General features: G+C 42.4%; 11 protein-coding genes and 2 tRNA genes. 5 read left to right on the top strand and 8 right to left on the bottom strand.

Annotated elements, in window-relative coordinates:
* Positions 1-199: 199 nt before the first annotated feature.
* The 3 genes from ACM5QX_RS26565 to ACM5QX_RS26555 form a co-directional block, all read right to left on the bottom strand.
* Positions 200-457: a hypothetical protein gene (locus ACM5QX_RS26565; protein WP_414756246.1), complete on the bottom strand. Its 258-nt coding sequence runs from the start codon at positions 455-457 to the stop codon at positions 200-202.
* A gap of 23 nt (positions 458-480) precedes the next feature.
* Positions 481-564: transfer RNA gene (locus tag ACM5QX_RS26560), tRNA-Leu, on the bottom strand.
* A 73-nt stretch (positions 565-637) separates the two neighbouring features.
* Positions 638-1,738, bottom strand: a complete 1,101-nt coding sequence (locus ACM5QX_RS26555) for an alpha-hydroxy acid oxidase (RefSeq protein WP_414756245.1) — start codon at positions 1,736-1,738, stop codon at positions 638-640.
* A gap of 507 nt (positions 1,739-2,245) precedes the next feature.
* Here ACM5QX_RS26555 and ACM5QX_RS26550 point away from each other — a divergent pair.
* From ACM5QX_RS26550 to ACM5QX_RS26540, 3 genes are all read left to right on the top strand, one after another.
* The gene (locus ACM5QX_RS26550; protein ID WP_414756244.1) at positions 2,246-3,331 is read left to right on the top strand and encodes an ABC exporter membrane fusion protein; all 1,086 of its coding nucleotides are present in this window, start codon (positions 2,246-2,248) and stop codon (positions 3,329-3,331) included.
* A gap of 113 nt (positions 3,332-3,444) precedes the next feature.
* Positions 3,445-4,653 carry an FtsX-like permease family protein gene (locus ACM5QX_RS26545; protein ID WP_414756243.1) on the top strand — a complete coding sequence of 403 codons (1,209 nt, stop codon included), beginning with the start codon at positions 3,445-3,447 and terminating at the stop codon, positions 4,651-4,653.
* A gap of 27 nt (positions 4,654-4,680) precedes the next feature.
* Positions 4,681-5,907, top strand: coding sequence for an ATP-binding cassette domain-containing protein (locus ACM5QX_RS26540; protein WP_414756242.1), 1,227 nt, complete (start codon positions 4,681-4,683; stop codon positions 5,905-5,907).
* A gap of 31 nt (positions 5,908-5,938) precedes the next feature.
* Here ACM5QX_RS26540 and ACM5QX_RS26535 read toward each other — a convergent pair whose 3' ends face one another.
* Positions 5,939-6,814, bottom strand: a complete 876-nt coding sequence (locus tag ACM5QX_RS26535) for a M48 family metallopeptidase (protein ID WP_011318258.1) — start codon at positions 6,812-6,814, stop codon at positions 5,939-5,941.
* 195 nt (positions 6,815-7,009) lie between these two features.
* Entirely contained in the window at positions 7,010-8,353 is a 1,344-nt protein-coding gene (gene murA, locus ACM5QX_RS26530; protein ID WP_011318259.1) for a UDP-N-acetylglucosamine 1-carboxyvinyltransferase, read from the bottom strand.
* 650 nt (positions 8,354-9,003) lie between these two features.
* Between murA and ACM5QX_RS26525 the strand changes: the two genes are divergently transcribed.
* A tRNA-Leu gene (locus ACM5QX_RS26525) sits at positions 9,004-9,085 on the top strand.
* A 67-nt stretch (positions 9,086-9,152) separates the two neighbouring features.
* Complete coding sequence (locus tag ACM5QX_RS26520; protein ID WP_414756241.1) at positions 9,153-9,932, top strand: TrmH family RNA methyltransferase; 780 nt, start codon at positions 9,153-9,155, stop codon at positions 9,930-9,932.
* A gap of 37 nt (positions 9,933-9,969) precedes the next feature.
* Here the strand turns inward: ACM5QX_RS26520 and ACM5QX_RS26515 are convergent, their stop codons facing one another.
* The 3 genes from ACM5QX_RS26515 to ACM5QX_RS26505 form a co-directional block, all read right to left on the bottom strand.
* Positions 9,970-10,212, bottom strand: a complete 243-nt coding sequence (locus tag ACM5QX_RS26515) for a hypothetical protein (RefSeq protein ID WP_414756240.1) — start codon at positions 10,210-10,212, stop codon at positions 9,970-9,972.
* A 626-nt stretch (positions 10,213-10,838) separates the two neighbouring features.
* Entirely contained in the window at positions 10,839-12,551 is a 1,713-nt protein-coding gene (locus ACM5QX_RS26510; RefSeq protein WP_041456671.1) for a diflavin flavoprotein, read from the bottom strand.
* Positions 12,552-12,736: 185 nt separating this feature from the next.
* Entirely contained in the window at positions 12,737-14,476 is a 1,740-nt protein-coding gene (locus ACM5QX_RS26505) for a diflavin flavoprotein (protein ID WP_011318263.1), read from the bottom strand.
* Positions 14,477-15,074 lie beyond the last annotated feature (598 nt).

The raw sequence follows: 15,074 nt of genomic DNA, 5'->3' as shown, positions 1-15,074 counted from the left end.
AGTTGAATCTCTTGTCAATTTTTCTTTTCCTAAAGTAACAAAAGAGGGATTATTTGTGTTGTGTAAATGATGGGAAGGAAGAAGACGCGATGAATCGCGTCTCTACAAGGGGGCTATGCCTACGCATTGCCATTCCGGTCAAAATATTTGTTTGAACATAAACGAGGCGATCGCACAAATATCTTGTAGAGACGACGATTTATCGCGTCTCTCTCTTGTGGCGGAATTTATCGCGTCTTGTAGCGCTACCTGACACACACAGTACAAAAAAAATGGGGAAGATTTGTTTATCTTCCCCACCTTGATTATTTTGTTTCTTGTCTGGCTTGTTAGCTTCTTTGAGCTTTTGCCGTAACATTTGTCTTTGTTTCTTGAGTTGTCGCTTTCTTGCAGAGCCACCTCTGCCTTTATCGTTTCTCCCTTCTTTGCGGGGGGATTCCCATCTTTTTAATCGCATCTTCTTTTTTATCTAGTTAACAGTGGGCAGGAGGAGAATCGAACTCCTATGACCGCAAGGTCGCCACATTTTGAGTGTGGTGCGTCTACCAGTTTCGCCACCCGCCCTTGGAAGCAACTTTACTATTATAGTACAGCAATTAAGTTTAATGCAAGGAATAAATTAAAATTTCTCCTCTACTTACTTAAAATGCAGAAAACTAGAATCAATATCTTGTAACTGAGAACAGCCCATCAGCGCCATTGCCACATTTAACTCCTTTTGCAGTAGCGAGATAACATGAGATACGCCTGCTTGTCCTCCTACTGCCAGTCCCCATAAAATTGGTCTACCTATGAGTACAGCTTGAGCGCCTATTGCTAAGGCCTTGATAATATCTGTACCCCGGCGGATTCCGCCATCTAGTAAGACTTCGGCTTTACCATTGACGGCTGCAACTATCTCAGGGAGGGCATCTAGTGAGGCGATCGCTCCATCAAGTTGTCTACCTCCATGATTGGACACTACAATTGCTTTAGCTCCATATTCCACCGCCCGCGCCGCATCATCACCCCGCAAAATTCCTTTCAATACCAACGGTAGGGGAGATAAAGACTGCAACCATTCCAAATCTTCCCATGTTAAAGCCGAGTTGAGTTGTTGAGCAAAATAGGTCAACAACCCCGATTCTCCTGGCACATAAGGAATATCTAACCCGGAAATTGTTGCCAGATTAGCCAAATCCAGACCTGGAGGTAACGCAAATTCATTACGTCTATCTCGTTCCCGTTGTCCGAGTACAGGAGCGTCCACAGTCAAACATAATGCTTTGTAACCTGCTGTATAAGCCCTTTCTACCAAAGCGCGAGTTAAACCTTGGTCTTTATGAATGTAAAGCTGAAACCATTGTAGGGAGTCGGGAAACTTACTACCAACCTCTGCTACTTCTTCTAAACTTTTGGTAGATAAGGTACTCAAAACCATACCTACCCCAGCCGATGCAGCCGCCATTGCTGTGGCTAGTTCGCCTTCTGCATGAGCCAAACATTGAAACGCCATTGGTGCAATTAATAGAGGTAATTGCAGAGGTTGTCCCAAAACAGAGGTTGTGAGGTTAATTTGGCTAACATCCACTAGCATTCGCGGACGCAACTTAATGCGTTCAAAGGCTGTACGATTCTCTTGTAATGTGATTTCATCCCCAGCCCCACTAATGTAGTAGTCAAAAGCCATCTGAGATAGATGAGTTTTGGCTAACTGTTCATATTCAAAAAGGTTGATGGGACTGGATATAGCTGTCATGGGGCTGATTTTTAGTAAACACTGTTTAATAGTCAGGACTTAGGCAACTCGCACAATATGATGAGGAAGATCCTCTAATGTGTACGAAATTATTAGGGCTGACGCACCCTAAAGTTAGTTTAATTATGACACTTGCGTAAGTCCTAATAGTTTCAAATAAAGTGAGGACTTACACAACTGGCAGATTCGTATGGTGTGTCAGATTTGAGTTTTTTGTGATTCTCAACAGCCAAGAACTAGCGCTACTTTTATCACTTGGATAGCGATCGCCAATCTTGCTTCCTGCTCCTCTGCTTCCCTTAGCCTAGCAATTTTGGGTTGGTGAACTATTAGCACTAGCCCACCAAGGATCAAGAAGAGCAATTGGCAGTAACAATAATTACAATCTATATTAGAGAAAGCAAAAAACACCAGCTAATTTACCCTACTCATCTTGCCTAATAGAACTGAAATTTAACTAGATATCTATTAATTTTCCAAAGTTTTGTCGCTCAAATTAAAAAAAGTATGACGCATTTTTTTATTTCACTTAGCAACAGGAAATATACTTACATTCTAGTTATTTTTACAACTATAAGCTTGGGTGCGATCGCGTCCGGCAGGGTAATTATCTCACCGATACTGGGGAGTAATGAAGCAGTAACACCTCAGCCAGTAGTTGCAACTCCAGTAGTACAAGGAGTAACTGCTTTGGGGCGTATAGAACCGGAAGGAGAAGTCAGGCAAGTGTTTCCGGCTTCTACAACAGAATCGGCTCGTATCCAAAGACTACTGGTGAAGCAAGGGGACAAGGTAAAGGCGGGGCAAGTGCTGGCAGTGTTAGATAATTATGCCCGTCGTTTAGCAACTGTGAAAATGGCAGAGGAAGAAGTGCAGGTGGCTCAAGCCCGCTTAATGCAAGTCAAAGCAGGAGCAAAACAGGGAGATTTACAAGCTCAACAAGCAGAGATCGCTCGATTGGAAGCAGAACTGCACAATGCCAAAATCGAGGAATCACGATATCGCATTTTGTATAAAGAAGGAGCGGTTTCAGCTTCGCAGTACGATAGCAAACGCCTACAGATGGAAGCTGCACAACGATATATGACTCAAGCCCATGCTGCGTTGAAGAGTTTGGCAGAAGTACGTACAGTGGATGTGCAGTTGTCCCAGGCAGAGGTGAAACAGGCAAAAGCTAAGGTAGTGCAGGCTCTCGCAGAACTGGACTTGAGTATAGTGCGATCGCCACAAAATGGACAAATATTGAAAGTGCAAGCTTTTCCCGGTGAATTGGTGGGAACTCAAGGCATCGTGAGTTTAGGTAATACAACGCAAATGGTAGTGATAGCAGAAGTTTACGAAACGGATATCCGCAAAATACATCTAGGGCAAACAGCAACAATTACCAGTCCTAGCCTCACCAAACCGCTCTCTGGAAAAGTCTCTCAAGTAGGATTAGAAATTGGTACTCGGAATGTATTAGATACAGATTCCCCAACAAATGTAGATACTCGTGTAGTAGAAGTGAAAATTCTTCTGCATCAAGAAAGTAGTCATCGTGTAGCAGGAATGACGAATCTCAAAGTTGATGTATCCATAGACATGGAACATTAAAATCTCCTGCCATAGATTTATTAGAAATAAAAAATTAAACCTGTGAAGCACAGCCAGCATTAAACTCAAAGTATTTTTTAGCTTGTTAAAGAAGTATCAAGATTTTCTAGTTTATGATTCAACGTTATTTCCTTGAATTGCAAAAAATTCCCATTGCTTGGCTACAACTAAGCTATCAACGCAATCAAACTATTGCGGGAATTATTGGCATCCTCTGCATTACATTTTTACTATTTATTCAGATAGGACTGAGAAACGCATTTTTAGAGGGGTCATTACAATTACCTTTAAACTTCAATGCAGATATTGTTTTAATTAGCTCTCTCTCTTCCACTGCACTGCAACCAGTAACTTTTTCTTCAAGACCTTTATATGAAGCACTAGCATTAAAGCAAGTTAACTCTGTTGCACCAGTTTACATCACATCAACCCAATGGTACGACAGAAACAACTCCCTTTATCGCATTAGAGTTAACGTTCTAGGTATTCCTTTAAATGTATCAACACTTAATTTGCCGGGAGTAAAAGAAAATCTGCAAAAACTCAAGAAGCAAAAATTTGCGTTATTTGACCATAATGCCAGAAATGAATTTTATTCTATCATTGCCGAATTTCAAGCAAAAGGAGAATCTGCCGCAGAAATCCAAGTAGGAAATACTAGCTCGTTGAGAGGACTTAGAGTTGTAGGATTGTTTGAATTAGGAGTTAATAATGCTTACGATGCTAGTTTTATTATCAGTGCAACAACTTTTAGTGAATTATTCGGACGTGACAGTTCACAAATAGATATTGGTTTAATTAAATTAAAGCCAGAGTATAACTCAGATGTAGATATAGAGAAAACTGTTGATGACTTAAGGAATTATCTACCTAGAACCATTAAAGTATTCTCTAAATCTGAATTAATCAAACGAGAAAGAATCTTCCATGAAAATAATTCTCCAATGGGTTTTATCTTTCGTTTTATTTTGATTATTGCTGTCGTTGTCAGTATTTTTATTTTATATCAAATTCTTTATGTAAAAGTTACACAAAACCTGGGTAATTATGCGACATTGAAGGCTTTAGGTTTTAGTCAAAAATCTTTGATTTTCGTAGTTATCCATGAGGGCATTATTTTAGTAATTGCTGGATATATTCCAGGTATAATATTATCTTATTTAGCTTATTCATATCTAATTAATGTGACAAAGATTTTCATGGAAATGAATTTAAGAACAGCTTTGACTGTCTTATTGTTAGTGTATATGATTTGCTTAATATCATCAATTCTTTCTTTAATTAAAATTAAAGACGCAGACCCAGTGGATGTTTTTAAATAAGTTTAATCCAATATTTTTATGGAATTTATGAATCAGGTTATTAAAATTAAAGAACTGAACCATTATTATCAAGAAGGCAAAAGAAAAAAACAAATTCTATTTGGCATTAATCTTGAAATTCAATCCCAAGAAGTTGTGATTTTAACTGGAGCGTCTGGTTCAGGGAAAACGACACTTCTATCTTTGATGGGCTGTCTACGTTCTGTGCAAGAGGGTAGTCTTAAATTGTTTGCTCATGAATTAAAGGGAGCTAACGAATTCGAGCGGACGCAAATACGCAGACGAATTGGTTATGTTTTTCAACATTTCAACTTATTAGATTTTATGACTGTTCGTCAGAATGTCATGCTGTCTCTAGAACTACAGGATAATTTTACACCTCAAGATGCTATTAGCAAAAGTACAGAAATTCTTAAATTAGTAGGTATGGAAAAGCACATAAATGCTTATCCAAGGGATCTCTCTGGTGGGCAAAAACAACGGGTAGCGATCGCCCGCGCCCTTGTCCATCGTCCGCAATTAATTTTTGCAGATGAGCCAACATCTTCTTTAGATGGACAAACAGGAAAAGAAGTCGTTGAACTGATGACAGGACTGGCGAGGGAACAAGGGAGTGCTGTTGTGATTGTCACCCATGATAACCGTATTTTTGGCGTGACCAATCGGATTCTGCGTATGGAAGATGGCAAACTAGATTTAGACTATCAGGGCCGGCTATCTGTTGCTTTACCGACCTTAACTGATAAGCAATTAATCCAGTTACTTCCTCAATTAAAAATGCTGACTTTCCAACCTGGTGAAATTGTCATCCACCAAGGTGACTTAGCCGATAAATTCTATATCTTGATGGAAGGAGAGGTAGAGGTAATTCAAGAAGATGGGGACTCAGAACCAAAATTATTAAAAAGATTAGGGCCTAATAGCTATTTTGGTGAAATAGGGTTACTTCACGAAACTACGCGGACAGCAACAGTAAGGGCGGCAAGTGACACTCCTATAAAAGTTATAGTTTTTGAACAATCAGATTTTGAGAAGATGGTCAACAGTTCCGAAATGACCTATGCAGTTTTGAATTACCAAGCAATGAAAGCTGGACGAACGCAAATCCAAACTCCTAATAGTGCATCTATACAACTTCGCCAGAAAGAATTAAAAATCCTTGAGGAATACTGTAGGGAAGCCTCAAGGACTGAAATTGATGTGTTGAATGAGTTAATTAACGAGCTATCACAGCAAACTAGGCATAGTAAGTAAAAATCATACATACCTAATACCTTGCACTATGTCACCAATTCCGCCAGCCACCTTTTGGTGCTACTTCACTGGTATATTTCTGACCATGATTTAGTAATAAAGATTGGTATTCTTGACTACTTGCCCATCTGTCAATTTCTCTGGCACGGAGGACTGGAACGGGGTGGGTTAATTGAGCAGTACGAGCAGCTTTAACCATTTCCCCCATTTCGCTTTTACTAATATCGTCGTAAGCGCGAGCTTGCTCAATAAAAGCATCCAAATTCAGTTGCGGTGCTAGGGTGGGGGAACCTCCAGCCAACTTCATTAAAACTGACATCACGACCTTGGGGTCTTGGGTAGCTAGTAATGCGGCGCGATCGCAGGTAAACTCAGCACAACGTACCCACTCTAAAAGTTGTGCCTGGATAGCTTGAGCCATAAAAGCCCCTATATTGGGGACTGCTGATGCTGCTAATACTAATAAATTTACAGGTGTCAGATAAACACTGTGGTCACACTTGAGATGTCCCAACTCATGGGCAATCACCGCCTGGATTTCCTCTGGAGTCAGGATATCAATTAAGGAAGTATGCAACACCACAAAAGGTTGCTTACCCCGCATAGCAAAGGTGTAGGCATTAGGAGCCGGATGTTGTCTGACATACAACTGGGGAGGCTCAATATCCAAAATTTTGCAAGCTTCTAACAACAGCTTGTGTAAATTAGGCAGTTGTTTTTCCCCTACCAAAACACTCGAAGCAATATTTTCTACATAAAAAACTTGCTCCGCCATTGGCCCTAGTAAATTTCGTACCAACATATCCAAGCCCGGTATTTGCTTGAGAGATGTAGTAGCTTCCAGGTCTAGTGGATGACGAAACGAGTCAGCTTTTAAACCGATGAGCGGAGATTTGAACAAGGACATGATATAGCCAGTTGGTAAAACAAAACATCAACAGCCTCCCACAGTTAGTATAGCGACTGGAGGTTGGGGACTGGGGATTGGGGATTGGGGATTGGGGAGCAGAGGAGCAGAGGAGCAGAGGAGCAGAGGAGCAGAGGAGAAAAACTACCCGCTAAACCCCTACACCCTTACACCCTTACACCCCTACACCCTTACCTAAGTAGAAATCGGCGCTGGCGACGCATTGTTATTAGCGGCTACTTCAGCATTTGCTGGCTCCTCGCGTACTCGAAGGATTTTAGCTCCCAATTGTTGCAACTTTACATCAATTTGATCGTAGCCCCGATCAAGATGATGTAAGCCCTGAATGGTAGTTTTACCTTCGGCGGCTAATCCGGCTATGACTAACGCGGCTGATGCTCGTAAGTCTGTGCCGATGACTGGCGCACCTGATAAAATTGGCACTCCGCGCACAAAAGCAGTATTGCCTTTCACCCGAATATCTGCCCCTAAGCGATTTAACTCTGAGGCATGGCGCAAGCGATTTTCAAATACTGATTCGTTAATAATGCTGTCGCCTTCTGCCAAAGTTAACAAGGCCATAAATGGTGCCTGCATATCCGTGGGGAACCCAGGATGGGGCAAGGTATCAATATCTGTAGCCTTGAGAATTTCGGCAGGAAGAATGCGTAAGCAATCTGGACTTTCCTCAATGATGGTTACGCCAATATCCCGCAACTTGGCAATTAACGGGATTAAATGATCTGGTACTACTGAGGAAAGAGTAATTTCGGAACGGGTGATAGCTCCGGCAACGAGGAAGGTTCCAGCCTCAATGCGATCGGGAATAATACTGTAGTCAACAGAGTGTAATTTAGGAACACCAACAATAGTAATTGTACTAGTGCCAGCGCCCTGAATATTAGCTCCCATTGCCTTGCAGAAATTAGCCAAATCGACTACTTCTGGCTCCCGTGCAGCGTTTTCCAAGATGGTTTCGCCATCGGCGAGGGTGGCTGCCATCATCAAGGTTTCTGTCGCTCCCACGCTGGGAGTGTCGAGGTAAATTTTGGCTCCTTTCAACCTACCACCACTACCAGGAACATAGGCGTTACAAATGCCATGTTCAATTTGCACCTCTGCGCCCATTGCTTGCAGTCCTCGGACGTGCAGATCAACGGGTCTGGCTCCTATGGCACAACCGCCAGGTAATGGCATCTGTGCTACGCCTAACCTTGCCAAAATGGCTCCTATGGCAAAGAAACTCGCTCGTAACTGGGTAACTAGCTCGTAGGGAGCTTTTGATGTCTTAATTTCGCTGGCATTGATGTCTATGATGTCTGCTTGTCGTGTCAAGCGTACACCTAACGCCGATATTACTTCACCCATTCGTTCTACGTCCGCCAATAAGGGAACGTTACGAATCCGGCAATCTCCTGAACAAAGCAAGGCTCCAGCCATGATTACCAATGCTGAATTTTTTGCCCCGCTAATTTTGACATGACCCCGTAAGGGATGCCCACCCCAAATTTGCAAGACTGAGGAGTCTGCTTCTGGCACCAGTTTGGCATCTGGTAAGCTGCTAGAAGGATTAATAAGCCTACCTCCAAAATAAACACGTAATTTTCTAGGTTAGAAGTTGGTTTTGATTCTACAGTAAAGATTTGATTTGTCTACATTTTTGTAGTTATCTCTTGTACTGATAAATCATTTTTCGGGTCTGCGCTGATGGCTGGAAGTTAATGATAGCAAGGCTTATAGGTTTTAACTAAATTTATCGACGACTTAATACAGAGCATTGTTTTTATGTAAAAATAAATACTCAATAAAATCTTGTCATATGCCCTCACTACTGCAAATTAAGCCATCAGCGATTATCCACCTATGAATAATTCCCATTTCGTTAACTCTAATTTCTATAAGAGCCTAATTAAAGTCTGACAAGTTGATATTTTTTATCAAGCAATGAGTGTTGGCTAGAAAAACGCCACAAGAATCATTTTTTCTAGTAGCATAGCTATAAAAGAGTTTACCAACCCCTGTTTGCCAACGATCGCCAGCAATTGCTCGGTCACAAGAGACATGGGAACAAGGGGGAAGACTGAGCGGCAACTTACTAGCAACCCTACGCACTTTAGCTCTCAAGAATTTGACTTGACAAAAATCAATAATTAGGTAAAAATCAAAAACGGTCGATAAATAAACCGCAAGCGGAACTGGCGGAATTGGCAGACGCGCTAGATTCAGGTTCTAGTGCCGCAAGGCTTCCGGGTTCAAGTCCCGGGTTCCGCATAAATTCAGTGCTTAGTTATGAGTACTGAGTGCTGAGTTGTTAAATAATCGGAACTCAGCACTAGTAATGTTAACAAGTTTACAAAACTCTTTAGTTAAACAAATCCGCAAGCTGCACTCCACCAAGGAGCGGCATAAACAAGGTCTGTTCCTGTTGGAAGGGACGCATTTGTTAGAAGAAGCTTGTGCAATGGATTATCCCCTAGAGGTGGTGTGTTGTACTCCAGAATGGGAGGCAAGCCACACAGCTTTGTGGGAAGAGGCTTGTAATCGATGCGATCGCTGTGAGATAGTCAGTGACGAAGTATTGCAAGCGATCGCTACTACTGTACAACCAGATGGGGTAGTGGCAACAGCAAAGCGCAGCGAACTCCAAAGCCAAATACCATTTTCTGGTGTAGTCCTAGCCTTAGAAACCATCCAAGACCCTGGTAATTTAGGGACAATCATTCGCACTGCGGCGGCGGCTGGTGCTTCCGGGTTATGGTTGAGTCAAGATAGTGTAGATTTAGATAACCCGAAAGTTCTCAGGGCTTCGGCTGGACAGTGGTTTCGTTTAGCCACCGCAGTTAGTGAAGATTTAAAAGCAACAGTGCAGCTTTGCCAGCAAGCAGGAATGCAGGTAGTAGCCACCTTACCCACAGCTAAGTTAACTTATTGGGAAATAGACTGGCATAAACCCAGTTTAATTTTATTGGGGAATGAAGGCGCTGGCTTGTCGCCTGATTTAGCGGCGATGGCAGACCAGGAAGTGAAAATTCCCCTGAGTCCTGGTGTAGAATCTTTGAATGTGGCAATTACATCCGCCTTAATGTTGTACGAAGTACAGCGACAGTTAAACGCTTAATTCAGTAATACATTGACGTAGCTGTGTTGGGTGGCGACTATTTGGACTTTGTGATTTCTTCTAAATAATTTTCAATATCAGCAACCGCATCTTCCAAGGCTGCCAAATCAATATGAGTTTCATCCTCACAAGCCGTCACTTGACCAATATTATCAGTAGATGTAATGGTAGTTTCTTCATCTTCAACTAAGCTTTCCTGTAAGATATCCTCCAACTCTTCCAGGGATGCTTGAAACTCTTGTTCAAGGTGACGGCGCTTTTCGGGCTGGCTTTGCTCCATAGTTTTGTAAAAAAATTTGATTGACTGTGTAACCTAAACCTGGGGTGACTGAAAAATTGCAGTTCTTCACCAGTATCTACAAAATTAGGACTTACGCATGAAAACGAAAGATCAAGGGTTTGGAGAAGGGTATAGGGGTATAGGGGTGTAGGGGAGCCAGTTGCGTGGGCGGGTTTCCCGACTTGAGCAAACTGGCGTGTATAAATGTTTGAAACCCTTACACTCTTACACCCTTACACCCAGCCTCAACAGAAAATCTGGGTGCGTAAGTCCTACAAAATATAAATTTGCCCATCTAAAAAATATTTACATCTATTTGCTGTATAAAGTTTACACACTCATCAGCAAAACGGGTAGCGAAATTTTATGGATAAAAACTCTACCCACAAGGGGATAGAGTTTTGTCAGTAGTCAGTGGTCAGTAGTCAGTGGCAAAGATATGTAAAAACCACTCCTTATGCGGGTCGGGGTATTAGACCAGATCATTTCCACAACTGACAACTGACGAATAACAACTGACATACGCAGTTTGTAGGGTGTGTGACGCAGCGAGAAGACTTGAACGTAGTCATGAGACTTATAGCGTCACGCACCAAATACCAATTGTGACACTTGCGTAAGTCCTGTTAATAATGGGTACCAGTTTTGCGGTGATTGATAGCAGTTACATCATCGGGCTTGAGTAACTTGCCGTTATCGACAGTTGCATATACTACCCAGTGGTCGCCACATTCTAGGCGTTGGTCAACCGAGCATTCCACATAGGCTAAAGCGTCAGCGAGGACTGTACAACCGTTGTCAGCTTCTGTAGTGGTGAAGTTGGCAAAACGGTCTTCCCCTGGCGCAAAGTTTTTGCGGAAATGCTTCATGTATTCCAGATGACTGCCTTCAGGTAAGATATTCAAGGCAAATTTACCACCGGGATACATGAGGGATTCAATCGCCCGTTCTTTGGCAATAGCGACAGTTAAACCAGGTGGGTTAAAGGTGGCTTGAGATACCCAAGAACCAAGCATTCCTGTAGACACATCGCCTTGTTTGGCGGTAATGACACAAACTGAGCCGACAATGCGACCAACAGCTTGTTCTACAGGGGTAGCGGCTTGTTGGGGTACACGGACTTTTTTGGCTTTCTTCAAGGTTTGGGCGAAGTCTGTACCGACTTCTTCACAGAACTTGAGGGTAACATCGTCTGGTTTAAATTTCACCTTCAGGGTTTCTAAACCAAAGCGATATCCTGCATCCCGCAGTTTACCTTCAATCATGTCTAAGGCTTCACCACTCCAGCCGTAGGAACCAAATACCCCAGCTAGTTTGTTGTTATCACCAACCTTGAGGACAATACCCAAAGCGGTGTTAATAGGAGTTGGTGCATGACCACCGATGGTAGGAGAACCGATGAGGAAAGCATCGACTTGTTCTAAATTGCTTTGAATTTCTTCCGGTGTGGCAAATTCGCAGTTGATGGATTTGACTGCTACACCGCCTTTAGTTAATCCGAGAGCGATCGCCCGCGCTATAGTTGCAGTATTACCGTAAGCTGAAGCATAGAGCAAGGCAACAGAAATTTCTCGCTCTTTTTGGGCTTTACTCCAATCTGCATAGGCTTGGGTAAGGGCGATTAAACTGGTACGTACCAGAGGCCCGTGACCGACAGCATACATTCGCACCTGTAAATCAGAGATTTTCTCTAATGCTGCTTCCACATGGATAGCATGGGGAGCCATCAAACAGTTGTAGTAATAACGTTGGTCTTCCTTGAAGGATTCCCAGTTATCATCAAATACATCATCGCCACAGATATGAGCGCCGAAAATCTTATCTGTGTAGAGAATCTGGGTTTGCACATCGTAAGTACAAAGTCCAGCCGGCCACCGGGGGCTAGGAATTGGCAAGAACTTCAACACATGACCCTTACCTAAATCCAGGGTTTCCTTACCCCGCATTGCCAAAATATTTAAGTTGTCGTCAGGGAAAGCCGCCCGTAAATCACCAGCCGCCGGTAGGGAACAGACAAAGGTAATCTGGGGAGCCAATTCCAACAGCGCCTTGAAAGTAGGTATACGGTTGGGGCTAAAGTGACCCAAAATAACATAATCCAATTTTTTCAAATTGATCGTCTGTTGCAATGCTTCGAGATAAATTCCCATAAAGCTTTCAACAGGCGGGTCAATAATTGCTGTTTTATCACCTTCAATTACATAAGAGTTAGAGGTAGTACCTCTTTCTAAAGCATATTCAATTTCAAACCGCAAACGTGACCAACTACGCGCTCTGAGAACTTTCGTGTTTGTAGCAATCGGCAAAACCTGTACGTCACGGGGCTTGGAATCGCTCATAGATTTTGTTTTAGGTTTGTCAAAAAATTGCAAAAACCGGGTAGATTTTGCCCAGTCTTTAATTGATTGGATTAAGTTCATAGATATTGGGAGTTGGGTATTGGGGACTAGGGACTGGGGACTGGGGATTAGGTATAGAAACGTTCTTCTACACCCCTATACCCCTATACCCCTATACCCCTTTCTTAGTAATAGTTGCCTACTTTGCGGTGACGAACTGCTGTTAGTCCATCGGGCTTGGAAACGCGACCATCTTCCACGGTGCAGTATAAAATGTAGTGATCGCTGCATTCTAGGCTGCTTTGGACTTCGCATTCCATGTATGCTAGAGCGTCTGTGAGGATGGGGGAGCCGTTTTTGGCAATTTGGGTTCTCACCCCAGCAAAGCGGTCTGCACCGGGATGGAGGCGCTTGAGGAATTGTTTTTTCAGTTCTTGGTAATTGCCTTCTTCCAAGACATTGAGAACGAAGCGATCGCCTACTTGCATTAAGGTATCAATAGCCCGGTCTTTAGCTACGGCAATAGTAAAGCCCAATGGTTGCAAGCTGGCTTGGGATACCCAGGAAGCTAACATGGCGCTGCTAACATCACCTTTTTTGGTTGTGACGATATACAGACCGTTGCTAATCCGTCCCAATGCCTTTTCCATGTTGACATCGAGGGATTTGATTTGCTTGATGTTACGTTCCCGTGTCAGCAGTTGTCCCAAGTCTGTACCCGCTTCTGTACACAATTGGTATGCGGATGCGCCAGGAACATCTTTAATCCGTATTGCTGGGAAGGCTTCTTTAACACCCAAGTCGATAAATTTGCGGCGGATGGTATCAACGGGTTCGTCATCGCCACCGAAGCATTCAAACAAGCCGACTGCTTGCTTATCTTTAACTACAGATAGCAGAGAACTAATACCAGCTTGCGCGGCTACTGATGTTGTGGGAGGCATACCAATAATTAAACCAGCTGCTCTACCTGCCAATTCTTGAATTTCTTGAATTTCTGCTGTGCTGAGGTCGATCATTTCTACAGCAACACCAGTTTTTTGAATACCCTCGCCGATGGCTTGAACTAGTAAGTTGCTATAGCCATAGTCGGCGACATAAAACAAGCCAACCGTGGTTTCCGCTTTGGCTTGTCTTTGGCTCCAACTTTGGTAACACTCAGTCAACACATCCAAATGATGGTACAACAGAGGCCCGTGACCGTTAGCGATTATCTTAATTTTCCCCAGTTCACCCATGCGCTTCATCGCGTTCAATAGCGATCGCGCATTTGGCCCCATGAGACAGTCGTAGTAAAATCTGAAATCAGCTTCAATCGCTTCTAAGTCTTCATCAAAAGTGCGGTTGTCGCAAAAGTGCATCCCAAAAGCATCACAAGTATAGATGACTTCGGTTTTGCGATCGTAACTGAAAATGGTATCAGGCCAGTGTAAGTTAGGCGCACTGACAAACTCAATTTCGTGACCTTTACCAATATCGATGCGATCGCCACTTTTAACAATCCGCTTAGAAAAAGGATCATGTACTAAACCTTCCAAAAATTGCAAAGCAATCTTAGAAGCCAAAACAGTCGCTCTTGGTGCTAATTGCAGCACATCTTCCACCAAACCACTATGATCTGGTTCTGTATGACTGACAATAATGTAATCAATAGCCTTGGGGTTAATTAGACCTTTTAGTGTTTCTAAATACAGCTGGCGGAACTTCTGGTGAGAAGTGTCAACTAAAACTGTCTGTTCGCCTCTAATTAGATATGAATTATAAGTCGTACCGTTTTGTAGTCCGAATTCGATATCGAAGCGATCGCGATCCCAGTCTAGACAGCGAATAGCCGTAGTGTTAGGGGCAATTTCTACAGTTTCTACAGTCAGCCGATGCTGAACATTTTCTGTGTGGGCGTTGCCGGTCGTAGACATCGATACCATGATTCGTCTCCGAGCGCAAATAAACAGTAATTATTTCTCTGCCCCCATTGTGCGCCTCACTGAATTTTAAAGTTGTAATAAAAACGATATTTTTATAAATTCAACTTGTAGCAAATAATGCCATTTATTAGCGTATTTTATAACTCAATAAATATCCTGTAAATCAAATCAACCAAAGGGTATCACGTTTTAAATATTGATATTTCTTGGCATAATTTAAAATCCCTCACATATCATACATAACTTATTCGTCTTGGCAAGATTACCGTAACAAAAAGCATAGATTTCCTCACCTTATAAGTATTAAAACCCAAAATTTATAAAAGGTGGGAAGATGATACTAAGTTCAATTGTTATTGTTAAATTGAAACACCTATCCTCTCATCACAAACTATCATCTACTGGAAGTGTCAAAAAATATATAATAGTTAGGCTTACTACTTCTATTAATATAAAAGGGTGCGTCAGTATAAATAATTTCTTGGTACGGCTAAGTTTTCTCACACTGACGCACCCTACTAAATAAAATGCTGGATTTATAGTTCTCTTGTGGGATAAGCTCTCTAGCCCGTCCAGTGTAGTCAAGATGCCTTTTTGA

This window comes from Anabaena sp. CCY 9910, assembly GCF_963920875.1.
Lineage (GTDB): Bacteria > Cyanobacteriota > Cyanobacteriia > Cyanobacteriales > Nostocaceae > Trichormus > Trichormus variabilis.
Note: the sequence above shows the minus strand (reverse complement) of the source record. Positions and strands in the feature narration are given on the sequence as shown.

Bases quoted from the DNA above. Each gene is read 5' to 3' on its own strand.
- ACM5QX_RS26545 (WP_414756243.1), top strand. From the start codon at position 3,445: ATGATTCAACGTTATTTCCTTGAATTGCAAAAAATTCCCATTGCTTGG.
- ACM5QX_RS26520 (WP_414756241.1), top strand. From the start codon at position 9,153: ATGTTAACAAGTTTACAAAACTCTTTAGTTAAACAAATCCGCAAGCTG.
- ACM5QX_RS26540 (WP_414756242.1), top strand. From the start codon at position 4,681: ATGAATCAGGTTATTAAAATTAAAGAACTGAACCATTATTATCAAGAA.
- ACM5QX_RS26550 (WP_414756244.1), top strand. From the start codon at position 2,246: ATGACGCATTTTTTTATTTCACTTAGCAACAGGAAATATACTTACATT.
- ACM5QX_RS26515 (WP_414756240.1), bottom strand. From the start codon at position 10,212: ATGGAGCAAAGCCAGCCCGAAAAGCGCCGTCACCTTGAACAAGAGTTT.
- ACM5QX_RS26510 (WP_041456671.1), bottom strand. From the start codon at position 12,551: ATGAGCGATTCCAAGCCCCGTGACGTACAGGTTTTGCCGATTGCTACA.
- ACM5QX_RS26505 (WP_011318263.1), bottom strand. From the start codon at position 14,476: ATGGTATCGATGTCTACGACCGGCAACGCCCACACAGAAAATGTTCAG.
- ACM5QX_RS26555 (WP_414756245.1), bottom strand. From the start codon at position 1,738: ATGACAGCTATATCCAGTCCCATCAACCTTTTTGAATATGAACAGTTA.
- ACM5QX_RS26565 (WP_414756246.1), bottom strand. From the start codon at position 457: ATGCGATTAAAAAGATGGGAATCCCCCCGCAAAGAAGGGAGAAACGAT.
- ACM5QX_RS26535 (WP_011318258.1), bottom strand. From the start codon at position 6,814: ATGTCCTTGTTCAAATCTCCGCTCATCGGTTTAAAAGCTGACTCGTTT.